The sequence below is a fragment of the Limnohabitans sp. Hippo4 genome (assembly GCF_003063605.1).
Taxonomy (GTDB): domain Bacteria; phylum Pseudomonadota; class Gammaproteobacteria; order Burkholderiales; family Burkholderiaceae_C; genus Limnohabitans_A.
The window spans coordinates 462086-485397 of record NZ_NESE01000001.1; the positions used below are offsets into that span (position 1 = coordinate 462086).

Here is a 23312-nt window from a genome sequence, read left to right on the forward strand (position 1 = left end):
AAGCCGAATTTTAGAAAGCTTCTAAGGAAAGCTCTGTCACGCACTTTGCACCTTCCACGATGCTGTCGCGCACGCCTGGGGCACGGCTAAGCAAGTGGTCGGCATAGAAGCGTGCTGTCGTGACTTTGGCGTCCATGAAGGCTTTATCTTGGCCCTGTGAGCTTTGCGACAAGGCCACCAAAAGGGCACGGCCCATTTGCCAGCCCGCCATCAAGTTACCTGTCAGCATGAGGTAGGGCACGCTGCCAGCATACACATCATTGGGTTGGGCTTTGGCGTTGCCGGCCACAAAATTGACCACATCCAAAAACGCCAAGCGAGCCGCCTTCAAACGGCGACCCACTGCTTGTGCGTCGGCATTGGCATTCGACAAGAGTTCATTTTCTGTTTGCTCAACTTGGCCGGCCAAGGCCTTGGCTGTTTGTCCGCCATCGCGCGCCGTTTTACGACCCACCAAATCATTCGCTTGAATGGCTGTGGTGCCTTCATAGATGGTCAAAATTTTGGCGTCGCGATAGTACTGAGCAGCACCTGTTTCTTCAATGAAGCCCATACCGCCATGGACCTGCACGCCCAGCGATGTCACTTCCAAGCTCATCTCGGTGCTGTAGCCTTTGACCAAAGGCACCATGAACTCATAGAACAAGGCATTTTGTTTGCGCACTTCAGCATCGGGGTGGTGATGGGCCGCGTCGTAAGCGGCAGCAGCCACGGTGGCCAAAGCACGGCATCCCTCGGTGCTTGCACGCATGGTCATGAGCATGCGCTTGACATCGGGGTGATGAATGATGGGCGCAGAAGTGTTCATGCTGCCATCGACAGGACGACTTTGCACGCGGTCTTTGGCGTACTGCACAGCTTTTTGATAGGCTCGCTCGGCAATGGCAATGCCCTGAACACCCACAGCATAGCGCGCCGCATTCATCATGATGAACATGTACTCGAGGCCACGGTTTTCTTCGCCAACCAGGTAGCCAATCGCGCCACCGTTGTCGCCGTATTGAAGCACTGCGGTAGGGCTGGCCTTGATGCCCATCTTGTGTTCAATGCTGACGCAATGGACGTCGTTGCGATCACCCAAGCTACCATCAGGCTTGACCATGAACTTAGGGACCACAAACAAGCTGATGCCCTTCACACCTTCGGGTGCACCTTGCACACGGGCCAACACCAAGTGCACGATGTTCTCGGCCATGTCATGTTCACCATAGGTGATGTAGATTTTGGTGCCAAACACTTTGAAGGTGCCGTCGGGCAATGGCTCTGCACGTGTGCGAACCAAGGCCAAGTCAGAACCGGCTTGCGGTTCTGTCAGATTCATAGTGCCTGTCCATTCGCCCGAAATCAATTTTTCAAGGTAGATGTTTTTCAATTCATCAGAGCCAGCCGTCAACAAAGCTTCAATGGCACCGTCAGTAAGCAAGGGGCACAACGCAAAGCTCATATTGGCCGAGTTGAGCATTTCACCGCATGCAGCACCAATGGTTTTAGGCAAACCCTGACCACCAAAATCTGTGGGGTGCTGCAAACCTTGCCAACCGCCTTCACCGTACTGCTTGAAGGCGTCTTTGAAACCTGGCGTGGTTTTCACTTCACCGTTGGCGAATGCGGATGGGTTTTTGTCACCTTCCCAATTCAGGGGGGCCAGTACTTCTTGGTTTAACTTGGCGCACTCTTCCAATACAGCTTGTGCGGTTTCCAAACCAGCGTCTTCAAAACCAGGCATTTGAGACACTTGGTCAATTCGGGCCAAGTGTTCAATGTTGAAAAGCATGTCTTTCAGGGGGGCAACGTAACTCATCTCATTCTCCGTACAAAAGAAAGGCACCACAAAGGATGCCTTTCAAAATCAAAAGTCAAATCATTCGCTTCACAGCGCGTTGGTCAGTTCAGGCACTGCCGCAAACAGATCAGCTTCTAAGCCATAGTCCGCAACGCTGAAGATAGGCGCTTCGGGATCTTTGTTGATGGCCACAATGACCTTGCTGTCTTTCATGCCTGCCAAGTGCTGAATGGCACCCGAGATGCCGCAAGCCACATACAACTGAGGGGCCACAATCTTGCCGGTTTGGCCCACTTGCCAATCGTTAGGCGCATAACCTGCATCGACGGCTGCGCGGCTGGCGCCCATGGCGGCACCCAACTTGTCGGCCAAAGGCGTCATCACTTCGGCAAACTTTTCTGCGCTGCCCAATGCACGGCCACCCGACACAATGATCTTGGCAGCTGTGAGTTCAGGGCGATCGTTCTTGGCAATCTCGCTGCCCTTGAACGCGCTCTTGCCGCTGTCGGTTGTAGCTGCTGCAGATTCAACAGAAGCAGAACCACCCGTGGCTGCTGCCGCATCAAAACCTGTTGTGCGAACGGTCAACACTTTGACGCTGTCTTTACTTTGCACGGTAGCGATGGCGTTACCAGCATAAATAGGACGCTCGAAGGTGTCAGCAGACACCACCAAAGTCACGTCGCTCAATTGCGCCACATCCAACTTGGCTGCCACGCGGGGCGCCACGTTTTTGCCGCTGGCAGTCGCAGGGAACAAGATGTGTGAGTAGTTGCCCGCAATGGCCAACACTTGAGCGGCCACGTTCTCGGCCAAGCCATGGGCCAGACCTTCGGCATCAGCGTGAATCACTTTGGAAACGCCTGCAATTTGGGCAGCAGCTTGCGCGGCTGCACCGGCGTTGTGACCGGCCACCAAAACGTGCACATCACCACCACAAGCCACAGCGGCTGTGATGGTGTTCAAAGTTGCACCCTTGATGGATGCGTTGTCGTGTTCTGCAATAACCAATGAAGCCATGATTAAATTACCTTCGCTGTGTTCTTCAACTTATCAACCAATGTCGCGACATCGGGCACTTTGATACCGGCAGAGCGCTTAGGTGGCTCAGATACTTTGAGAGTTGTGATGCGTGGTGCGACATCTACGCCCAAGTCTTCAGGCTTGAACGTGTCGAGTTGTTTTTTCTTCGCCTTCATGATGTTGGGCAACGTCACATAACGTGGCTCGTTCAAACGCAAGTCGGTGGTGATCACTGCAGGCATGGACAAAGACAAAACTTCCAAGCCGCCATCCACTTCGCGTGTCACTTGCGCTTTGCCGTCCACCACTTCCACCTTGGAGGCGAAGGTGGCTTGTGGCAAGTCGGCCAATGCAGCCAACATTTGACCTGTTTGGTTGCAATCATCGTCAATGGCTTGTTTGCCCAAGATGATCAAACCAGGTTGTTCTTTATCGACCAAGGCTTTGAGCAACTTGGCAACCGCCAAGGGTTGCAATTCGAGTTCGGCGGGTGTTTCCACCAAGATGCCGCGATCGGCGCCAATGGCCATGGCCGTGCGCAAGGTTTCTTGGCACTGAGTCACGCCGCAAGACACTGCGATCACTTCTGTAGCAATGCCCTTTTCTTTCAAGCGCACAGCTTCTTCCACTGCGATCTCGTCAAACGGGTTCATGCTCATTTTGACGTTGGCGATGTCTACGCCAGTACCGTCAGATTTGACGCGCACTTTCACGTTGTAGTCGACAACCCTTTTGACGGGAACAAGAATTTTCATTGCCAAATCTCCAAGATAAAAACAGGCTCGCTAACGCAATTTGCTTGATTGACGTTAACGTAAACGTCAATTGTGCCCGAATCTTGGATTTTCTCAAGACCCCAGCCCAAAAAAGCACGATCGTTCGAATTTTATATCAGGGATGCAATCGCCGAAGCCCCTAAAACCTCGGGAATTCACCGACCAATCGGTAGGCTAATCAGGATTAATATCATCCTTCTTAAACAATCGGCTTTGCGATTGAATTTTTTATTGGAGATCTCGGATGAAAAAAACTTTGATGGCCATGACAGCGGCGACACTCGTCGGCTTCAGCGGCTTGGCACAGGCACAAACAGTTTTGACCGTTTCCAGCTGGGTCCCACCCACTCACGGTCTTTCGGTCTCCCAAAAAGAATGGTGTGATGACCTGGCAAGCAAAACCTCCAATCGGGTTCGTTGCAACATCCTTCCCCGTGCCGTCACCCCAGCACCCGGCACGTTCGATGCTGTCAAAAACGGCTTGGTCGATGTTTCATTCACCGTGCACGGTTACACACCGGGTCGTTTTGTGCTCTCACAAATGGCCGAATTCCCCTTCCTCGGTGACCGTGCAGAGCCCCTGTCTGTGGCTTTCAACCGAGTCGCTAGCAAGTACCCAGAGTTTGCCGCAGAACACCAAGGCGTGAAGGTCTTGGGCTACTTCACACATGGCCCAGGCATCGTGTTCAACACCAAAAAACCCATCACGCGCGTTGAAGACCTCCCCGGCCTCAAATTCCGTGTGGGTGGTGGCATGGTCAACGAGATTTCCAAAACGCTCGACATGAACGTCACGCTCAAACCTGCGCCTGATTCATATGAGCTGTTGTCCAGCGGCGTGATGGACGGCACTTTGTTCCCAGCAGAGTCAACAGACTCCTTCAAAATTGACAAGATCATCAAGTTTGCCACTCAATTTCCTGGCGGTCTGTACAACACCAGCTTCGTTTTCATGATGAACCCGGCCAAGTACAACGCCCTTTCTGCTGAAGACAAGAAAGTGGTTGATGAGTTGTCGGGTGAGGCCGTCGCAAGTCGCTTTGGTAAGGCTTGGGATCGTGTGGACGATCTAGCTTTAGCGAACATGCAAAAAAATGGCGTTAAAGTCATCAAGGCAGACAACTTCTTTGTTCGAGATGTCAATGCACGCACCATCAAGCTGGAACGTGATTGGGCTCAAGCGGCCAAAGCCAAGGGTTTGAAAGATCCTTCAGGTACATTGTCTGAGTTCCGCGCTGAAATCGCAAAGCTGCAAAAGCAAAAGTGATTTGAGCTTTCCTAGGGCGAAAGCCCCAGGAAATGAAAGTATCAGCGGTATTTGCTCTCTCAGCAAATACCGCTTTTTTGATGGGTCGACTTTGAAAAAACTACTTGAACTTTTGTGTGGCACGATCGCTGGTGCCGCTTTGTTCGGCATTATGTTGCTGACATTTTTTGATGTCTCTGGTCGGAAATTTCTATCGCATTCGATCACTGGCTCTTTGGAGTTGACCGAGTTACTCATGGTTGTTGTTATTTTTGCAGCACTTCCTTTGGTTTCTCTCAAAGGTGAACACGTGGTGTTCGATTCCTTGGATGCATTTTTACCTGCATGGGTTCGAAAGATTCAACAAGCGCTGATTCACATTGTCGCTGCAGCTTTGCTCATTGGCTTGGCTTATTTGATGTGGAAAACCGGCGGTGAATTTGCCATCACGGGTGAAACCACTGCCCAACTCAAAATCACCAAAGCCCCCTTCATTCAGGGCATGGGCTTGTTGTGTGGTCTAACGGGTTTGGTGCATCTGGTCAAAGCTTTTTTACCCATCGATGAAAACGCCTCAGAAGGAGGCACCGTATGACAGCCGCCTTGCTTGGTTTCTTGGCCATCTTCGTTTTGGCCCTCATGCGCATGCCCTTGGCATTTTCGATGGGGCTGGTCGGCATTGTGGGCATCGGTTTAACTCGCGGCTGGATGCCGGCCTTGGCAAGCACAGCACAGGTGGTTCACGAGACTGGATTTGCCTATACCTTGTCGGTCATTCCACTGTTCATCTTGATGGGCAATTTTGTGGCGCGGGCAGGCTTAGCACATGAGCTGTTTCATGCGGCTTACACCTTCATTGGTCATCGCCGAGGCGGTCTGGCCCATGCCACCATTGCCGCATGTGCAGGCTTTGGCGCCATCTGCGGCTCCTCCATCGCAACAGCCGCCACCATGGGCAAAGTGGCTTACCCCTCCATGAAAAAATTGGGGTACAGCGATGCGATGTCGACTGGCGTGATTGCCGCAGGCGGCACCTTGGGCATCATGATTCCGCCCTCCACCATTTTGGTGATCTACGGCATCATCACAGAAACCCACATTGGCAAGTTGTTTGCCGCAGGTGTTTTGCCTGGGATTTTGACGGCGATCCTCATGATGATGGCGGTCGTTTTGATGACTTGGCACAACCCTGAACACGCGCCTGCAGGCGAAAAATTCAGCTGGACAGAACGCTTACAAGCCGTCCGCGGTATTTGGGGTGTCTTGGTTTTGGTGATCCTGGTGCTGGGTGGTATTTACGGCGGCTTCTTTACCGCTACCGAAGGTGCTGGCATGGGTGCCACGGGCGCATTCCTTTTTGCGCTGGCCCGCAGAGCACTCAGCTGGAAAGCACTGATGGAGGTTTTGGTCGAATCAGCTCGCACCACGGCCATGCTCTTCACATTGCTGATTTCGGCCACAATTTTTGCAAATTTCGTCAACTACACCAGCTTGCCGTTTGAGCTCAAAGAGTGGATCACGCACTTAGGCTTGTCGCCCATCATGGTGGTGGCAGCCATGATGTTCATCTATGTTGTTCTTGGAACGGTGATGGAAGAGCTGACCATGGTCTTGTTGACCATTCCACTGTTTTTCCCCATCGTGGTGCAATTGGGTTTTGACCCTGTTTGGTTTGGTGTGCTGATTGTGATGGTGATTCAAATTGGTTTGATTTCCCCACCCGTTGGCATGAACCTGTTTGTGCTTAACGCCTTGTTGCCCAAAGTTGGCTTGAATGCCATCTTCCGCGGCGTTTGGCCGATGGTGCTGGTCTTGGTGATCACGCTGGGCATTTTGCTGGCCTTTCCAAGCATCAGCTTGTGGTTACCTTCAATGATGGATTGATCATGCTAGACCCTCAAGCACAAGCTCTCATGCAACTCATGGTTGAAAAAGGTGTTCCACCGGTGAACACCATGACGCCGGCCGAAGCACGAGCGTCTTACCGATCTCGCCGCACCTTCACACAGCCTGATGCACCAGAAGTTTTCAAAGTTGAAGACCGCGTGGTCTCTGCCAATGGCGTGAATGTGCCTGTGCGGGTTTACCACCCGCATGCCGCCCAAACAGAGCATGCCCTGCCCGGCTTGGTCTACATCCACGGTGGTGGCTGGACCATCGGTGATCTCGACACGCACGATGTGTTGTGCCGCAGTTTGTGCCTTCAAGCCAAGGTGGTGGTGGTATCGGTTGACTATCGCATGGGGCCCGAACACAAATTCCCTGCGGCCTACGACGACACAGTGGCCGCTTTCAACTGGACTGTGGCGCATGCCAAAGAGTTGGGCATCGACCCAGCACGCATTGCCATCGGTGGCGACAGCGCTGGCGGCAACTTGTCTGCCGCTGCCTGTATCGGACTTCGCGATCAAAAGGGTTTGTCAGTTCAACCCGTATTTCAATTGTTGATCTATCCCGCCACCATCATGTGGCCAGACACCGCGTCCTATCACGCCAATGGCAAGGGGTACATGCTGACCAAAGAGTCCATTGCGTACTACACCGAAAATTATTTGCGCAATCGTGAAGATGCCAAAGACTGGCGCGCCTCTCCTCAATTGGCCAGCAGCCATGCAGGCCTGCCACCCGCCTTTGTCATGACGGCTGGTTTTGATCCATTGCGCGATGAAGGTTTGATGTATGCCGATGCGCTGTCTCAAGCTGGCGTGCCTGCGCAGTACATTTGCTTTGAACGTCAAATTCACGGCTTCATTACCATGGGCCGCGTGATGCAAGAGGCCAACACGGCTGTGGCTTTGTGCGCCCAAGTACTCCAAGCGCAATTGCACAACAGCCCGCGCTAAGACTTCAAGCAACTCGCTTCAAGGACCATTCCCTTTAGCCTGCACGCGTGTGCACAACGCGTTGCGGGTAAGGAATTTCAATGCCATGGGCATTGAGAAGTTTCAAGATGCTGAGGTTGATTTCAGACTTCAATGTGAGCAAACCTGATTGTTGCTCGTCAACCCAATAGTGCGCACCAAATTCCAGCCCATCGGCCGCAAATGACGTCAAGGTCACAAAGGGCGCAGGCTCTTTCAGAACGCGCATTTGCAATTCACAGGCTTGCGTGAGCAATCGCATCACCAAGTCAACATCGCTGCCATAAGCCACCAACACCGAGGTGCTTTGAAGCACCCGAGAATCGGCCAAGGACAAGTTCTCAACGCGGCTGTTGATGAGCATTTCATTGGGCACAATCGATTCGCGCCCCGTGGGCGCACGGATGACGGTATAGCGTGCTTTGATGTCGGTCACGCGACCTTCAAACCCATCCAACTTGACGCTGTCGCCAATACGCATGCTGCGCTCGGCCAAAATCACAAAGCCACTGACGTAGTTGGCAGCCAACTTTTGCAAACCAAAGCCAATGCCCACGCCCACTGCGCCGCCTAAAACAGACAAAGCTGTCAGGTCGATGCCCACAGCGGACAAGGACACCATCAGACCCACGAACATCAACAGTGACGTCACCGCATTGCTGACGGCTTTGCGCAATGACAATTCACTGCCCGTTGAAGTTCGCAACAAACGCGACTCGATGGCCGAGGACACCCACAGCGTGAGCAACATGACCAATCCTGCTGTCAAACCGCCTTCAATGAGGGTGCGCACAGACAAATGCGAGGATCCTACCTTCCATTGGATGAGATCGAGTTCTTCAAGCACCATGGGCAACAAACCTGTCAACCACAGCACCACAGCACCCCAGGCTAACCAAGACAGGCTTCGCTCGACTGGTCTAACCCAGGCTGCATCTTTGAAAGCCGACTGCAAAACTTTGACGCCCAAGCGAATGGCCGCCAAGGACACACAAACAGGCAGCAAAAAATCAAACAACCACAAAGGATGTGACTTGGCCCATATTGAACGGGAGGCGAACACCAAACCTAAGAGCAAACTGGGAAACAAAACGCCGTCGACCAATTGGCGTCCCAACAGGACCCTCAATTCCCACTGGAGGGTGGCACGGCGCAACGCCCAAACCAGGGACAGCGCCACGCCAACACAGGCAGCAAACAGCAACAACTCTTGCAAGGCTTCAAACGAGTTCAATCGGCCCCACCACAACTGTGGGTCGTTCATCATCAAAGGGACTTGGGACACAGGCTGGTCTTTCTAGATTTAAACATCGGCCAACACACGAATGTGCGCTTCGACACTGCGCGCCAAAGCGCTGAGGCTATAGCCACCCTCTAAACAACTGACAATGCGGCCTTTGGCGTGCTTGATCGCCACATCTTTGATGCGCTGTGTGATCCACACATAATCTTGTTCGACCAAACCCAACTGTCCCATGTCGTCTTCGCGGTGGGCATCAAATCCAGCGCTGATGAAAATCAACTCTGGTTTGTGTTCTTCTAGGCGTGGCATCCAAATCATGTCGATCAACTCACGAATGTCCATGCCTTTGGTGTAGGCGGGTACCGGCAAGTTGACCAAGTTGGCGTCGCTCTTGCGGGCGCCACCTTCAGGATAAAAAGGATGCTGGTAAAAACTCACCATCAGGATGCGATCGTCGCCAGCCACGATGTCTTCGGTGCCATTGCCATGGTGCACATCAAAGTCAACAATGGCCACGCGGCTTAAACCATGGCGCTCCAGTGCATATTTGGCAGCAATGGCCACATTGTTGAAAAAACAAAAGCCCATGGCCTTGTCATGGCATGCGTGGTGCCCTGGTGGCCGCGTGGCGCAAAAAGCATTTTCAAGTTCACCCGCCATCACGGCATCGGTGGCTTCCAATGCGGCGCCAGCAGACCGAAGTGCCGCTTTCCAAGTATGACTGTTGATAGAGGTATCAGGGTCTAAGGCACTGTGAGTAGGACCACCAGCAGCCATGTCTTCAATCAAAGCATCGCTTAAACCCCGCAATGAGGCCACGTACATCCGGCCATGGGCCAACTCAATGTCCGTTAAAGATGCCGGTGCAGGCTCTCTTCGGGTTAGGGCGTGGTCCAAGCCCGTGATGAGCAATCTGTCTTCAATCGCGTCCAAGCGCTGTGGACATTCAGGATGGCCCTCACCCATTTCGTGAAGTCGACAATCTGCGTGTGTGAAATAACCTGTAGCGCCCATGGGTAACTTTGCAAAATGCGGAATCATTTTCCTAAGGATTCCAGCTTATCACGACACCCCGTGCGCCTACAAAGGCTAAACTCAAGAGATGCGCATTTTGTCAACCCTTTTAGCTCTGCTGCTCTTGAGTTGTTCTTTGGCTGTGCAAGCCTCAGACACCAAGAAAAAACCCAAATCCAAATCGCCCAAAGCCACCGCGACCAGCCCTGCGGCCGGCCCCACCTACACCAAACGTCAAGATGTGAATGAGTGGGCCGAGCAAATGGCGAAATCTAGCCAACTCGATGTCAAATGGGTGAAAGCTCAATTGGCCCAAGCGCGTTTCATTCCCAGCATCCCCAAGTTGATTTTGCCGCCCACCCAAATCAGCAAGAAAAACTGGAATGCCTATCAAGCTCGCTTCATTGAACCCAAACGAATTCAGGCAGGTGTGCAGTTTTGGAAAGAAAACCAGAGCACCTTAGATCGCGCAGAACAGACCTTTGGGGTTCCACCTTGGTTGGTGGTGGGCATCATCGGTGTTGAAACTTTCTATGGCCAACACACAGGCAATTTTCGAACACTGGATGCCCTGAGCACATTGACCTTTGACTTTCCCAAAGAGCACCCACGTGCCACAGAACGTCAGGCATTTTTCTCCAAAGAACTGGCGCAGTTTTTATTGCTTGCGCACAAAGAAAAGGTCAAACCCAGCAGCATCAAGGGCAGTTATGCCGGTGCTTTGGGCTTGCCTCAATTCATGCCTTCCAGCTGGGCTAAGTTTGCTGTTGATTTTGATGGCGACCAACACATCGATTTGTTCGCCAACAAGGTGGATGTCATTGGCTCAGTGGCCAACTACTTCAAAGCATTCCAATGGCAAAGTGGCATGCCAACCCACTACCCCGTAACTTTCAATCGAGAATTGTTAGACATGGACGCACTGATGGCGCCCGACATTTTGCCAAGCTTCAGCATCGCCAACTTTGTGGCCAAAGGCGCTGTCATTGACGGCGAAGCGCTTGCACACAAAGGCCCGCTGGCATTGATTGAATTGCTGAATGGGGATGACCCGCCCAGTTATGTGGCTGGCACCGAAAATTTCTACGCCATCACGCGCTACAACTGGAGCAGTTATTACGCGATGGCTGTGATTGAGTTGGGGCAAGCAGTGGAAAACAAGATCAAAGCCAAACCTTGAGAGGGTGTGCTATGAATCCTCTTAAACCCAAAAAATTAAATCTGACAAAGTGGACAGCCGTCAAACCTGTCGCCAAACAAAAACACTTTTTGGTTAGCAAAGTCATTCAACCTGAGTTGCCCAACGCGCCCATTGAATTTGTAGAAATAGAGTCTGTTTTCTCTAAGGCCACTCAGATCATTCCATGGCGGGAATTACAAAACGATGAGGTATGGCGGCAAGGTTGGGTCTGACCCAAAGGATACGGCAAGCAGGTTAGACATGATCCAATGAAATGTGGTTGGACCATTGCAATCTGGTGTCAGCTTCATAATCCGCTATTAACCAAGCCCTAGACTTGTTATCAGCCATGTCGTTCAAAAATTCGCACAACACGTTGATGGATGCCTGATCCAAAGCCGCAAACGGCTGATCAAGACAAGTGATCATTGAACCGCTGGCCAACAATGCCAGCAAACCAACCTTGCGACGGCTACCAGCTGAAAGCATGTCTAAGCGCTTGGCCACATGCACCCTCATGCCTAGCGCCTCGCACAAATCAAGGCACAAAGCTTCATTCCAATGGGGACATTGATGACGCCAATGGGCCCATACATCTAAGGGTGTCTGTGAGTTGCAGCCGGGTAATTTAAGGTCAAGCCAAAAGGCATCCGAATGGGACTCGGACAACAGACTCAGCAAACGGGTTTTTCCGCTTCCTTCATCGCCAGTTACTGCATTCAAGCCCGCGGTAATGCACAGTCCCTCGAACTCGGCAACAACATGGGCTGATGTTTTCAGTAATTTTTGAACGGGCATGTTCCCATGTTACCAAGCCTGCAGAATGGAGCTCGTATTCTGAAAGATTTTCAGCCCACCTGTGGCATCAAAAACTCGCGACTGATTCTGCCGCCCAACACATTGACGCGCTCCAAGAACTGCGTGAGATAAGCATGCAGACCCGTGGCCAAAATTTCATCAATTCGGCCATAGGCCAAATCTGCACGCAATTTGCCGGCATGGCGCAAAGTTTCGCTTTGCATGTTGTCGGTCACTGCTTCTAAATTGTTCACCACCTCGTTCAAGCTGGCGTGCAAAGAACGCGGCATGTCGGGTCGCAAAATAAGCAGTTCCGCAACACGGTCAGGGCGAATCACATCGCGGTAGACCTTGCGATAAATTTCAAAGCCACTGACACTGCGCAAGATGGCGCTCCAGTGATAGAAGTCAAACTCTTGCGAGCCATCCAAGCCCGCTTCGGGTGCAAGCGTTTGTGATTGGGTTGAATTGGAGGTGATGGGCGTAAGCATGGACGCAACTGGCAATGCACCAAATCGATCGTTTTGTCCCGCATGAAACTTCACATCCACCAAACGCGCCGTGTTGTCGGCACGCTCTAAGAAGGTCCCCAAGCGCATAAAGTGCAAGGACTCGTCCATCAGCATGGTGCCCACGGTGACGCCACGCGACAAATGAGATCTGAACTTCACCCATTCGAAAAATTTACCTGGATCAGCATCAAATTCGCCAGAGCGAATCATGCGGTTCACTTCCAGCCAGGTTTGGTTTTGCGTCTCCCACACTTCGGTGGTCAGTGCACCTCGAACAGCCCTGGCGTTTTCACGTGCTGCGCGCAAGCATGAAATGATTGACGACGGGTTGTTGGGGTCCATCACCATGAACTGCATCACATGGTGCGGTGTGACCTCACCATGCAGCTGGGTATAGGCAGGCAACAATTCACTGATCGACAACAAACCTTCCCAACCGGCTTGCACCGTGGCACTGGACTGTGGCAACAAGGAAGTTTCATAGCTCACATTCAACATGCGAGCGGTGTTTTCGGCGCGCTCGGTGTAGCGCGACATCCAAAACAAGTGATCTGCAGTACGGCTTAGCATGGTGCTTCTTTCAAATTCTTGATGGGTGCGCAATGGCAGTCAATTGCAGCTCAAGCTTGCAAAATCCAAGTGTCTTTGGTGCCACCGCCCTGCGATGAATTGACCACCAAAGAGCCTTCTTTCAAAGCCACACGGGTTAAGCCGCCTGGCACCATTTGAACGGTGCGACCACTGAGCACAAAAGGTCGCAAATCAATGTGACGAGGTGCCACACCGCTTTCAACATAGGTGGGGCAACTCGACAAACTCAAGGTCGGTTGCGCAATGTAGCCAGATGGATTGGCGATCAACGCGGCCCGAAAATCTTCTATTTCTGCATCGGTAGATGCGGGCCCTACCAGCATGCCATACCCCCCTGCACCGTGCACCTCTTTGACCACCAAGTCTTTCAAGTTGGCCAAGGTATAGGCCAAGTCATCTGGCTTGCGGCACATGAAAGTGGGCACGTTGTTCAGAATTGGCTTCTCACCCAAATAAAACTCAATCATTTGCGGCACATACGGGTAGATGGATTTGTCATCGGCCACGCCTGTGCCCACGGCATTGCAGATGGCCACATTGCCTGCGCGGTAGGCGTCCATCAAACCGGCGCAACCCAAAGTTGAAGTGGGCCTGAACACTTTGGGATCGAGGAAGTCATCGTCGACACGTCGGTAAATGACATCGACACGCTTGGGTCCCCGGGTGGTTCGCATGTACACAAACTGGTCTTTGACAAACAAGTCTTGACCCTCAACCAACTCCACACCCATTTGCTGCGCCAAGAAAGCGTGCTCAAAATAGGCGCTGTTGTACATGCCTGGCGTTAACACCACCACGGTAGGTTCTGCAGAGGAGGCAGGGCTTGAGGCACGCAAGGTTTCTAGCAACAAATCGGGGTAATGGGCCACAGGTGCCACGCGGTGGCGGCTGAACAATTCGGGAAACAAACGCATCATCATCTTGCGGTCTTCCAGCATGTAACTCACACCGCTGGGCACGCGCAGGTTGTCTTCCAAAACGTAATACTCGCCCTCCCCTTGTGCATTGGGTGCACGCACTATGTCAATGCCGCTGATATGGGAGTAAATTTGGTGCGGCACATCCACGCCCATCATCTCGGGACGGAATTGCGCGTTGTTCAAGATTTGATCGGCTGGAATGATGCCCGCTTTGATGATTTCTTGGTCGTGATAGACATCGTGAATGAAGCGATTGAGGGCCGTGACGCGTTGCACCAAGCCCTTTTCCATGCTTTGCCACTCATGGGCGGGAATGATGCGCGGAATCAGGTCAAAGGGAATGAGTCGCTCAGTGCCAGAGCCACTTTCGTCTTTGTCACCATAGACGGCAAAGGTGATGCCCACCCGGCGAAAAATCATTTCGGCCTCTTCGCGCCGCGCCAGCATCGTGCTGCTGCTCTGCCCCGACAACCAATCGGCATAAGCCTTGTAATGGGCCCTGACAGGACTGCCCGGCTGCGTGGCCGTGGCCTGACTGTACATCTCATCAAATCGCTGCATCTGACTTCACTCCTGTTTTCTGAAAAGCAAGATGCATACCCGCACCCTCTCCCCAAACGGCCGCTTAAGGCGCCTTGAAGTGCCAATAGCGACGTTTGAGGTTTCGCTCACAGTCTAGCGCTTGTGGCGTTTGGCTTTGCCAATGGGCAGCACCGCAAACTGGTGACATGGCCAAAGGCACCCCCAACTGGGCATACCGCGCGACCACTTGAGGCGACGGATGGCCACAGCGGTTGCGATAGCCCGCCTGCACCTCGGCCCATTTCGGCATGAGTTGCTGCACAAAATCAAAGCCTGAGGAAGTTAGGCTGCCGTGGTGTGGCACCAGCAAAAAATCCACCGCTTGAAGGGCATGCGCCTGTAACAAAGCCTGCTCTTGTGGCGCCTCGATGTCGCCTACCAACAATGCACTGGCGGTCCGTGCATCATGCCCATTTTGCGAAAGGTCACCTTGACTTGCATCAATCCTCAACACACAACTGAGGCCGTTGGAGGTTTTGTTCAAGGCGTAGTCGGCCAGTGCAGGATGCAAGACCTCAAATCGAACCCCATCCCATGTCCACTTTTGTCCCGCATGGCACCGATTCACATCACGCAATTGAGACAAAGGGTGGCCCGCCTCCAATGAAGTCCACAAATCAGCATGGGGATGATTTGCCAACACAGCAGACGCTCCGCCTGTGTGATCACTGTCGCGGTGGCTCAGCATCAAACGGTCTAAGTCAACCCCCATTCGTGACATGAATGGCACCAACACACGCTGTCCCGCATCCGCATCAGCTCCCCAAGTGGGCCCAGTGTCGTAAAGCAAAGCATGGTGCGCCGTTCTGAGCAACACTGCATTGCCTTGACCAATGTCCAGCGCCCACAAATCAAACTGACCCCAAACGGGCTTGGGTACTTGCCACAAGCCAATGGGCAAAAGCCACAAAACGCCCCAACACCGCAAGGCCCAGGGCCATTGTTGAAAACAGATCAAGGCACCCAAGATGGCCAACAGCGTCAGTCCCATCGGTGCTTGTGCAAAGTGCCATACACCAGAGGGCCATTGCGACAACCATGTCAAACCCCACATCAAGGGCTCAAATGCCCCGGCCGCCACATGCCACAAAGGATGCCAGACCCATCCTGCCAAAGCCAGAGGCGTCACGCACAAAGTCACCCAAGGAATGGCCATCAAATTGGCCAGCATTCCCGACACCGACAACTGACCAAAAAACAAAATCGACAAGGGTGCCAATGCAACGGTCACCACCCACTGCTCGCGAACAAGCGACTTGAAGTAAGTGAACAGGCCAATACCCAACATGAGGCGAAATTCTTTAAATGGCCCATGCTGCACCATTTTGGCGTCCTGAGTCTCCAAATTGGTGCGCTGCGAAGCTGCACCGGGGTCAGCCAGGATCAAGGCGCCCACCGCCACAAAACTCAACCAAAAACTCGCTTTCAACAAGGCCCAGGGATCCCAAACGCTCACCACCCACAAGGCCAAAGCCCAGCTGCCATACCAAGGCCAACGCACACCTTGCCAACGCAGAACGGACAAGACGAACAGCATCAAAATGGTCCTTTGTGCGGGCAAGCCCCAACCACAAAAAATGGCATAACTCAAAGCCACAAGCAAGCCGCCCACCGATGCGGCAAGAGGTGCCGGTAAACGCAGACACAGCACACTTCCCCGTCGCGCAGAAGATCGCCAACCCCAGGCCAACAAGACAGACGCAAGCCAAGCCAGCATGGTGATGTGCAAGCCAGAAATGCTCATCAAATGCGCCACACCCGTCGCTCTGAAAATCTGCCAATCGCTTGACGCAATTTCGGCTTGATCGCCCATCACCAAGGCGGCAATCACGCCTGCTGAGGACTTGGCGCCAAGCTCGCTGGCCTGCAGCGTTGAATGAATTTGCGCACGCACTTGTTGACGCCATCGGTCCACCGGATAACGCCAAGAACTGCTGAGCTTGTTGGGTGGCCTTTGACCCTTGCCCGCATGAACACTGCCTGTCGCCATGATCCCCAACTCCCACAAACGCAACTCTTCGTCAAAACCACCCGGATTGAGACTGCCATGGGGCAACTTCAGCCGAACCTGAAACTGCCATTGATCACCTGCTTGTAGGCTCTGCCACAGCGGCAAGTCCATGCTGCTGGGCGCTTCCCAATCGGACCAATTGAACTCAATGAAAGTTGGGACCTTGACCGCATCACCTGATGAGGCCAGGCTTGCGCGCAGCACCCGCCCGCGAAACAGAACACCCTTCTCACCCATCCGCGGCAATGACGCCACTTCCACCAAGGCATGCAAGTCTTGCCCCTCTAAGCGCGGGTTCAATGCCTCTTGCATTTGCAACGCACAACGTGCATTGACCAGGGCGCAGGCCAGCAAGGCAATGGCACCCAAAACAGCCAAGCGGTGAGTCGCCCAAGGCATGAATTTTTGAAATAGATGCGCTTGACAGCGTTCAAGCCAATAGGCACCCGCAAGCACCACCAAAGCGCTTGCACTGCCTGTCAAAGTCCATGCAACAGGCCACGCACTCTCTTGCTGCAGTTGAAGCCTTGTACCCAAGAGCCAAGCCCCAACCCAACCCGGCATCCATCGCCACATGTTTGAACCTTTCCGCTAGGCCCAGGATGGCGCGGCTTTTGCTAGTTTAGACAGCCCGAGCTGCTATTTCGATGCAGCCGCTGTTGCGCTTACTTGCATTTATGTCCATTCACGTCGCACTGCACCACGTCACACACTACCGTTACGACCGGCCCGTTCAGTTGGGCCCTCAAGTCATACGCCTGCGACCCGCGCCTCACAGCCGAAGCCACATCTTGTCTTACAGCCTCAAGGTCGAACCTGAAGCGCACTTCATCAATTGGCAGCAAGACCCCTTCTCCAATTACCAAGCCCGCTTGGTCTTTCCCCAAAAAACCACCGAATTCAAAGTAACCGTCGACTTGGTCACGGAAATGGCGGTCTTCAACCCGTTTGACTTTTTCTTAGAACCTAGCGCTGAGCATGTGCCCTTGACCTATTCACCCGCTTTGAAGGAAGAGCTCACAAGTTATTTGGAAAAACTGCCAAGCACACAGCTGTTCAAGAATTACCTTGGAAACATCGACAAGAAACGGCAAAAAACGATCGATTTTTTGGTGCAAATCAACCAGCAGGTCTACCAGGACATCAATTACCTGATCCGAATGGAACCAGGGGTTCAGACACCCGAAGAAACTTTGAAACTGAAGAGTGGCTCTTGCCGTGACTCCGCTTGGTTGCTGGTTCAGTTGTTACGCCACATGGGTCTGGCTGCTCGCTTTGTGTCGGGCTATTTGATTCAACTCACGCCGGATGTGAAATCACTGGACGGTCCCAGCGGTACGGAAGTTGATTTCACCGATTTGCATGCTTGGTGCGAGGTGTACTTGCCCGGTGCAGGTTGGATTGGTTTGGACCCCACATCAGGCTTGCTTGCAGGTGAAGGTCACATTCCATTGGCATGTACACCTCAACCTTCTAGTGCAGCGCCCATCGAGGGTTTGATGGACGAAGCAGAAGTTGAGTTCAGCCACGAGATGAAGATCACGCGGATTTACGAATCCCCTCGCGTGACCAAACCTTATACCGAAGAACAATGGGCAGATGTGCTGGCCCTGGGCGAACAAGTCGATCAAAAATTATTGACCGGTGATGTGCGACTGACCATGGGCGGCGAGCCCACCTTCGTGGCCACAGAAAACCGCGACGCAGCTGAATGGAACACTGACGCGCTTGGCCCAACCAAGCGGGGTTTGGCCACAGAGTTGGTTCACAAATTGAGGCAGCAATACGGACAAGGTGGTTTTCTGCACTTTGGTCAAGGCAAGTGGTATCCCGGCGAGCAACTGCCGCGCTGGGCGCTCAGCATCTATTGGCGCGCAGATGGTCAGCCTTGTTGGCAAGACCCTTCTTTGTTTGCAGATGAACGCGTTGCACATCACTACACCACACAAGATGCTCAAAGCTTCATTGCTGCTTTGGCCAACGAGCTAGGTGTTTCTAATGACCACATCACACCTGGGTATGAAGACACCTGGTACTACCTCTGGCGCGAGCGTCGACTGCCAGTCAACGTCGACCCTTTCGATTCTCGGTTGGACGATGAGCTGGAACGCGCTAGACTGCACCGCGTTTTTTCGCAAGGACTCGACCGCGAAGTGGGCTACCTTTTGCCTTTACAAGCACGAGACCCCAGCGCCGATTCTGAATCGACCACTGCGTGGCAAAGCGGCCCTTGGTTTGTGCGTGACGAGCGCCTCTACCTGATGCCAGGTGACTCAGCCATGGGCTGGCGGCTGCCCCTGGATTCCTTGCCTTGGTCGGCGCCCACAGACCGGACCGTATTGATCGACCAAGATCCCTATGCACCGCGTGGTCCTTTGGCGCATGGACAAGTCGTCAACCGTGCAAATGCCAAGCCAACGCACGCACCCATCCTCCAGCAACAACATCACTCGACATCGCGCGCAGCTTCAATCGCAGACAAGGCGCCTGCACGTTTCACTTCAGACAAGCAAAGCGTGCGAACAGCTTTGTGTGTGGAGATTCGCGATCCACGCCGCGCAAACGGTCCTGTGGCATTGAAAGATGCCAAAACGGATGCCGATGCTCAAGGGGTCATGTATGTTTTCATGCCGCCCCTTGCGCGACTTGAAGATTATTTGAACCTGCTCAGTGCCATCGAAAAAACCGCACAGCAACTTCAAATGAAGATTGTGTTGGAAGGCTACCCTGCGCCGCGTGATTCGCGTTTGAAGTTGTTGCAAGTGACGCCCGACCCTGGCGTGATCGAGGTCAACATCCACCCTGCAAGCAGCTGGAAAGAAGTGGTAGAACACACCGAGTTCCTTTACCAAGCGGCTTTTGAAACACGCCTGAGTGCTGAGAAATTCATGACGGATGGCAGGCACACCGGCACGGGGGGTGGCAATCACGTGGTGATGGGTGGCGCCACACCGCAAGACAGCCCCTTTTTGCGTCGCCCTGAAGTGCTGGCCAGCCTGCTGCTGTATTGGCACAACCACCCTAGCCTCAGCTACTTGTTCAGCGGCATGTTCATTGGCCCCACCAGCCAAGCACCCCGCGTGGACGAAGCGCGCAACGATCAAGTTTATGAACTTGAGATTGCCTTGCGAGAAATTGCACGCAACCGCCAAATTCACGGTCAAAGCATGCCGCCATGGTTGGTTGACCGCAGCCTGCGCAACATCTTGGTCGACATGACAGGCAATACCCACCGCAGTGAGTTTTGCATCGACAAGATGTACTCACCCGACTCGGCCACTGGCCGTTTGGGCTTGCTTGAATTGCGTGCCTTTGAAATGCCACCGCACGCACGCATGAGCGTGGTTCAGCAATTGTTGCTGCGCGCTTTGGTCGCTCGATTTTGGGACCACTCCTACACAGCACCCGTCACGCGCTGGGGCACCACCCTGCACGACCGCTTCATGTTGCCGACCTTCGTCAAAATGGATTTTGATGACGTGCTCACAGAACTAGGAGATGCCGGTTTTCATTTCGATCCCGCCTGGTTTGCACCGCACTTTGAATTTAGATTTCCAAGAGTGGGCGAGTTTTGCATCGATGCCATTCAAGTCACGCTGCGCAACGCGCTGGAACCCTGGCACGTCATGGGCGAGGAAAGCACTTCGAGCGGTACCGCTCGGTATGTCGACTCATCATTAGAGCGATTGGAAGTGCATGTCACTGGCCTCAACCCCAGCCGATACACCGTCACGGTCAATGGCCAAGCCTTGCCTTTACAAGCCACCGGAACGGCGGGCGAATTTGTGGCCAGTGTGCGCTACAAAGCCTGGAACCCACCCTCCTCGCTGCATCCCAGCATTGGCGTGCATGCACCGCTCACGTTGGATGTGCTGGACACTTGGATGAAGCGCTCGATCGGTGGCGCGCAATACCACGTGGCACATCCAGGCGGTCGCAATTACGACACGCTGCCTGTCAATGCCTACGAGGCTGAAAGCCGCCGATTGGCCCGATTTTTCAGAATGGGCCACACACCAGGTCGCATGGCCATGCCGCCCGCCAACATTGAATTGGCGGCCAGTCCAGAATTTCCGTTCACATTGGACCTGCGCCGGGTCAGATGAGGTGACAATTGACGCATTGTGGAATTTAACAACAACCCTTTTTCCGCCAACACCCAAGGCGCGCAAGCCACTGTCGATTCAGCGGCCATGGTGCAAGCCATCGTCAGAGACATCGATGTAGCCCCCACGGGTCATTGGGATGAGATGCGTGGTGGCGTCAGCAAAGTGTCCGACGTTCCTAAGCATTTGTCTGCGGCCAAGCAAACCGCCAATACGGCATGGACAGAATTTTTATCGCACCTAGGTTCTGAAGGCATTCAAAGTTTGCCTGCGCGCCACGACGCCATGATGCGGCAAGTTCGCGACAACGGCATGACTTACAACGTCTATGCCAATGCTGACCAACCTCAGCGGCCTTGGTCTCTAGATTTGCTGCCGCTACTTTTGACGGCGCAAGATTGGTCTCAAATTGAAACGGGTGTGGTCCAGCGCATGCGCCTGCTTGAGGGCATCATGTCCGATGTTTATGGCATGCAGCATCTCTTGAAACAAGGTGCCATTCCCTATGCGCTGGTCCAAGGCCATGCGGGCTATTTGCATGCCATGCAAGGCAGCTCACCTGTTGGCGGACGGCATTTGAATTTGGCAGCCTTCGATCTTGTCAAAGGGCCTGATGGTTGCTGGTGGTTGTTGTCCCAAAGAACGCAAGCGCCCTCTGGTTTGGGCTATTTGCTGGAAAACCGCCAAATCATTTCCAACCAGTTTTCGCGCGCCTTCGAAGCCATGCCTGTGCGTGCATTGGCAGAGTCCTATCGGTCCTTTGTCAATGCGCTGAAGCTGCGAACCAGTGCTGGCATGCAGGCTCACATTGCTTTACTGACACCGGGCCCTTACAACGAAACTTATTTTGAGCAAGCCTATTTGGCACGTTACTTGGGCCTCTCCTTGGTGCAAGGCAACGACCTGCTCGTGCGTGACGAAAAGCTGTATTTGAAAACACTCGAGGGGCTTCAACCCGTGCATGGCTTGCTCAAGCGTGTCGACGATGACTGGCTCGACCCCTTGGAACTTCGCGCAGAGTCCACATTGGGTGTGCCAGGCTTGTTGCAAGCCGTTCGGGCGGGCAATGTCTTGGTGGCCAACACGCCAGGCTCTGGCTTCTTAGAGTCCAATGCACTGCTGGGTTTTCTGCCCAAGCTCTCGCAAATGCTCTTGCAAGAAGAGTTGCTGTTGCCCGCCATTCCCAGTTGGTGGTGCGGCGAACAAGCTGCCATGCAAGATGTCTTGCCGCGACTTCAAGAATGCGTCATCAAACCGACTTACCCCTACACCCCAGGTCGCACCAGTTTTGAGCCTGTGATGGGCCATCGCCTTGATTGGCGAGCTTTAGAAGCATGGCAAGCGCGCATTCAAGAGAATCCCGAAGCGCACACTGTGCAAAGTTTCATTCCGCTGTCGCACACCCCCACCTTTGCCAACTTGCGCTCGATGCCGTCACGTCCGGTCATCTTGCGCGTTTTTGTGTTGGCCAATGAAGAAGGTGGTTGGCAAGTCTTGCCAGGCGGCTTGGCGCGATTGGGCACTCAAAATGGCATTGCTTCAATGCAGCAAGGTGGTAGCAGCGCCGACGTTTGGGTCTTGGCCCCAGATGCTTCGACGAAGGCCTCATCCCCCGCTGAAAAAACCAAGCCCTCTGCCCAGGAAGCTGTGTTTATTGCCAGTTCGCAGCGCCATCGTTTGGTGACCAGTCGTGCTGCAGAAAATTTATTTTGGATGGGACGCTACTCTGAGCGAACTGAGAACACCTTGCGCTTGTCCAAACTGGCCCTCAACACCTTGAACAGCGAAGCACAGCACAGTCCTCAATTGTTAGATTGGCTCACTCAGCTTTGCGTCGTACATGGATTGGTGAACCCTGGCGTTGTGCAAGCTCAGCAGTCGAAGCGTGTGTTTGAACGTGCACTGATTGCAGGTTTTTGGGACACCCAAAACACCACGGGTGTGGGCTACAACTTGCGCGCTATCAAACTGGCAGCCGCCGCAGTGCGAGAGCGTTTGTCGCCTGAGCATTGGACCTTGATTGAACAAACTGAAAATGCATTTTTTCAATCACAAGAAAACGATGCGCCTGTGGCGACCAGCGTCTGGGCACAACAACTCTTAGCACGCACCAGCCAATTGATGGCTGCGCTCACGGGCGCACAAACCGATCGCATGTCACGCGACGATGGTTGGCGCCTGCTGTCAATTGGCCGTCACATTGAGCGCTTAGATTTTTTGGCGCATGCCCTCGCCACAGCCATTGAGACAGGTTGCCTGCAAAGCCAAGCAGGCTTTGATGCGGTGTTGACTTTGTTTGACAGCACCATCAGCTTTCATGCGCAATACCAGCAAAGTCGAACCTTGGGTGCCATGCTCGAGCTGTTGCTGACGCACACTGACAATCCACGAGCCTTGGATTGGGTGGCGCAAACATTGCGCGGTCGATTGGCCAAAATGGGTCACCTTGCCAACGGCGCCACCGAAGAGATGTCGCACAAAATCCCTGTGTTATCGAAAGTCGATTTCTCATCACTTTCAGCAGATGGCCTGCATCCCAGCCCGGAACTTCTGGTGCTGCTCAGCCATTGCCGGCAAACAGCGCGAAGTGTTTCGGATCAGCTGAACAGTTTATTTTTCTCACACAGTGATGAAGCACAACGAAGCGTTGGCGCAAGTTAAGACAT

17 protein-coding genes are annotated in these 23312 nt (G+C 53.4%); 8 read left to right on the forward strand and 9 right to left on the reverse strand.

Going from position 1 to position 23312, the window contains the following annotated elements; translation table 11 throughout:
• Window positions 1-10 precede the first annotated feature (10 nt).
• From B9Z46_RS02115 to B9Z46_RS02125, 3 genes are all read right to left on the reverse strand, one after another.
• Window positions 11-1801: an acyl-CoA dehydrogenase gene (locus B9Z46_RS02115; RefSeq protein WP_108254365.1), complete on the reverse strand. Its 1791-nt coding sequence runs from the start codon at window positions 1799-1801 to the stop codon at window positions 11-13.
• 69 nt (window positions 1802-1870) lie between these two features.
• Window positions 1871-2803 carry an electron transfer flavoprotein subunit alpha/FixB family protein gene (locus B9Z46_RS02120; protein ID WP_108254366.1) on the reverse strand — a complete coding sequence of 311 codons (933 nt, stop codon included), beginning with the start codon at window positions 2801-2803 and terminating at the stop codon, window positions 1871-1873.
• Window positions 2804-2805: 2 nt separating this feature from the next.
• Window positions 2806-3561 (reverse strand): electron transfer flavoprotein subunit beta/FixA family protein, encoded by a 756-nt coding sequence (locus tag B9Z46_RS02125; RefSeq protein ID WP_055360409.1) that lies wholly within the window; start codon window positions 3559-3561, stop codon window positions 2806-2808.
• 265 nt (window positions 3562-3826) lie between these two features.
• Here B9Z46_RS02125 and B9Z46_RS02130 point away from each other — a divergent pair, with 265 nt between their 5' ends.
• The 4 genes from B9Z46_RS02130 to B9Z46_RS02145 all read left to right on the forward strand — a co-directional run bounded on the left by B9Z46_RS02130 (window position 3827) and on the right by B9Z46_RS02145 (window position 7671).
• Window positions 3827-4849 carry a TRAP transporter substrate-binding protein gene (locus B9Z46_RS02130; protein WP_055360408.1) on the forward strand — a complete coding sequence of 341 codons (1023 nt, stop codon included), beginning with the start codon at window positions 3827-3829 and terminating at the stop codon, window positions 4847-4849.
• 151 nt (window positions 4850-5000) lie between these two features.
• On the forward strand, window positions 5001-5423 hold the full coding sequence (locus tag B9Z46_RS02135; protein WP_108254824.1) for a TRAP transporter small permease: 423 nt from the start codon (window positions 5001-5003) through the stop codon (window positions 5421-5423).
• The gene (locus B9Z46_RS02140; RefSeq protein WP_055360406.1) at window positions 5420-6712 is read left to right on the forward strand and encodes a TRAP transporter large permease; all 1293 of its coding nucleotides are present in this window, start codon (window positions 5420-5422) and stop codon (window positions 6710-6712) included. Before B9Z46_RS02135 ends, B9Z46_RS02140 begins: the two co-directional genes overlap by 4 nt.
• A 2-nt stretch (window positions 6713-6714) precedes the next feature.
• Window positions 6715-7671, forward strand: a complete 957-nt coding sequence (locus B9Z46_RS02145) for an alpha/beta hydrolase (RefSeq protein ID WP_108254367.1) — start codon at window positions 6715-6717, stop codon at window positions 7669-7671.
• Window positions 7672-7705: 34 nt separating this feature from the next.
• On the opposite strand, the gene B9Z46_RS02150 is transcribed toward B9Z46_RS02145, so the two are convergent.
• Window positions 7706-8956 carry a mechanosensitive ion channel family protein gene (locus tag B9Z46_RS02150; protein ID WP_108254825.1) on the reverse strand — a complete coding sequence of 417 codons (1251 nt, stop codon included), beginning with the start codon at window positions 8954-8956 and terminating at the stop codon, window positions 7706-7708.
• 36 nt (window positions 8957-8992) lie between these two features.
• Window positions 8993-9946 carry a histone deacetylase family protein gene (locus tag B9Z46_RS02155; RefSeq protein WP_108254368.1) on the reverse strand — a complete coding sequence of 318 codons (954 nt, stop codon included), beginning with the start codon at window positions 9944-9946 and terminating at the stop codon, window positions 8993-8995.
• Window positions 9947-10034: 88 nt separating this feature from the next.
• On the opposite strand from B9Z46_RS02155, the gene mltB reads away from it, so the two are divergent.
• Window positions 10035-11126, forward strand: a complete 1092-nt coding sequence (gene mltB / locus B9Z46_RS02160; RefSeq protein WP_055360403.1) for a lytic murein transglycosylase B — start codon at window positions 10035-10037, stop codon at window positions 11124-11126.
• A gap of 11 nt (window positions 11127-11137) precedes the next feature.
• Window positions 11138-11359 (forward strand): TIGR02450 family Trp-rich protein, encoded by a 222-nt coding sequence (locus tag B9Z46_RS02165; RefSeq protein ID WP_108254369.1) that lies wholly within the window; start codon window positions 11138-11140, stop codon window positions 11357-11359.
• A 22-nt stretch (window positions 11360-11381) separates the two neighbouring features.
• Here the strand turns inward: B9Z46_RS02165 and B9Z46_RS02170 are convergent, their stop codons facing one another.
• The 4 genes from B9Z46_RS02170 to B9Z46_RS02185 form a co-directional block, all read right to left on the reverse strand.
• On the reverse strand, window positions 11382-11924 hold the full coding sequence (locus B9Z46_RS02170) for a hypothetical protein (protein ID WP_233245881.1): 543 nt from the start codon (window positions 11922-11924) through the stop codon (window positions 11382-11384).
• Between the two features lie 50 nt (window positions 11925-11974).
• Window positions 11975-13006 carry an alpha-E domain-containing protein gene (locus B9Z46_RS02175; RefSeq protein ID WP_055361919.1) on the reverse strand — a complete coding sequence of 344 codons (1032 nt, stop codon included), beginning with the start codon at window positions 13004-13006 and terminating at the stop codon, window positions 11975-11977.
• A gap of 50 nt (window positions 13007-13056) precedes the next feature.
• Entirely contained in the window at window positions 13057-14508 is a 1452-nt protein-coding gene (locus B9Z46_RS02180) for a circularly permuted type 2 ATP-grasp protein (protein WP_108254370.1), read from the reverse strand.
• A 64-nt stretch (window positions 14509-14572) separates the two neighbouring features.
• On the reverse strand, window positions 14573-17116 hold the full coding sequence (locus B9Z46_RS02185) for a DNA internalization-related competence protein ComEC/Rec2 (protein WP_108254371.1): 2544 nt from the start codon (window positions 17114-17116) through the stop codon (window positions 14573-14575).
• A gap of 101 nt (window positions 17117-17217) precedes the next feature.
• Between B9Z46_RS02185 and B9Z46_RS02190 the strand changes: the two genes are divergently transcribed.
• Both B9Z46_RS02190 and B9Z46_RS02195 read left to right on the forward strand, forming a co-directional pair.
• Window positions 17218-20646, forward strand: a complete 3429-nt coding sequence (locus tag B9Z46_RS02190) for a DUF2126 domain-containing protein (RefSeq protein ID WP_108254827.1) — start codon at window positions 17218-17220, stop codon at window positions 20644-20646.
• Window positions 20647-20664: 18 nt separating this feature from the next.
• The gene (locus B9Z46_RS02195; protein ID WP_233245882.1) at window positions 20665-23307 is read left to right on the forward strand and encodes a circularly permuted type 2 ATP-grasp protein; all 2643 of its coding nucleotides are present in this window, start codon (window positions 20665-20667) and stop codon (window positions 23305-23307) included.
• Window positions 23308-23312: the final 5 nt, after the last annotated feature.

Coding starts and splice junctions, on each gene's coding strand:
- B9Z46_RS02180 (WP_108254370.1), bottom strand. CDS start 14,508: ATGCAGCGATTTGATGAGATGTACAGTCAGGCCACGGCCACGCAGCCG.
- B9Z46_RS02130 (WP_055360408.1), top strand. CDS start 3,827: ATGAAAAAAACTTTGATGGCCATGACAGCGGCGACACTCGTCGGCTTC.
- B9Z46_RS02175 (WP_055361919.1), bottom strand. CDS start 13,006: ATGCTAAGCCGTACTGCAGATCACTTGTTTTGGATGTCGCGCTACACC.
- B9Z46_RS02165 (WP_108254369.1), top strand. CDS start 11,138: ATGAATCCTCTTAAACCCAAAAAATTAAATCTGACAAAGTGGACAGCC.
- B9Z46_RS02190 (WP_108254827.1), top strand. CDS start 17,218: ATGTCCATTCACGTCGCACTGCACCACGTCACACACTACCGTTACGAC.
- B9Z46_RS02120 (WP_108254366.1), bottom strand. CDS start 2,803: ATGGCTTCATTGGTTATTGCAGAACACGACAACGCATCCATCAAGGGT.
- B9Z46_RS02185 (WP_108254371.1), bottom strand. CDS start 17,116: ATGTGGCGATGGATGCCGGGTTGGGTTGGGGCTTGGCTCTTGGGTACA.
- B9Z46_RS02150 (WP_108254825.1), bottom strand. CDS start 8,956: ATGATGAACGACCCACAGTTGTGGTGGGGCCGATTGAACTCGTTTGAA.
- mltB (WP_055360403.1), top strand. CDS start 10,035: ATGCGCATTTTGTCAACCCTTTTAGCTCTGCTGCTCTTGAGTTGTTCT.
- B9Z46_RS02115 (WP_108254365.1), bottom strand. CDS start 1,801: ATGAGTTACGTTGCCCCCCTGAAAGACATGCTTTTCAACATTGAACAC.
- B9Z46_RS02125 (WP_055360409.1), bottom strand. CDS start 3,561: ATGAAAATTCTTGTTCCCGTCAAAAGGGTTGTCGACTACAACGTGAAA.
- B9Z46_RS02155 (WP_108254368.1), bottom strand. CDS start 9,946: ATGGGCGCTACAGGTTATTTCACACACGCAGATTGTCGACTTCACGAA.
- B9Z46_RS02170 (WP_233245881.1), bottom strand. CDS start 11,924: ATGCCCGTTCAAAAATTACTGAAAACATCAGCCCATGTTGTTGCCGAG.
- B9Z46_RS02145 (WP_108254367.1), top strand. CDS start 6,715: ATGCTAGACCCTCAAGCACAAGCTCTCATGCAACTCATGGTTGAAAAA.
- B9Z46_RS02140 (WP_055360406.1), top strand. CDS start 5,420: ATGACAGCCGCCTTGCTTGGTTTCTTGGCCATCTTCGTTTTGGCCCTC.
- B9Z46_RS02135 (WP_108254824.1), top strand. CDS start 5,001: ATGTTGCTGACATTTTTTGATGTCTCTGGTCGGAAATTTCTATCGCAT.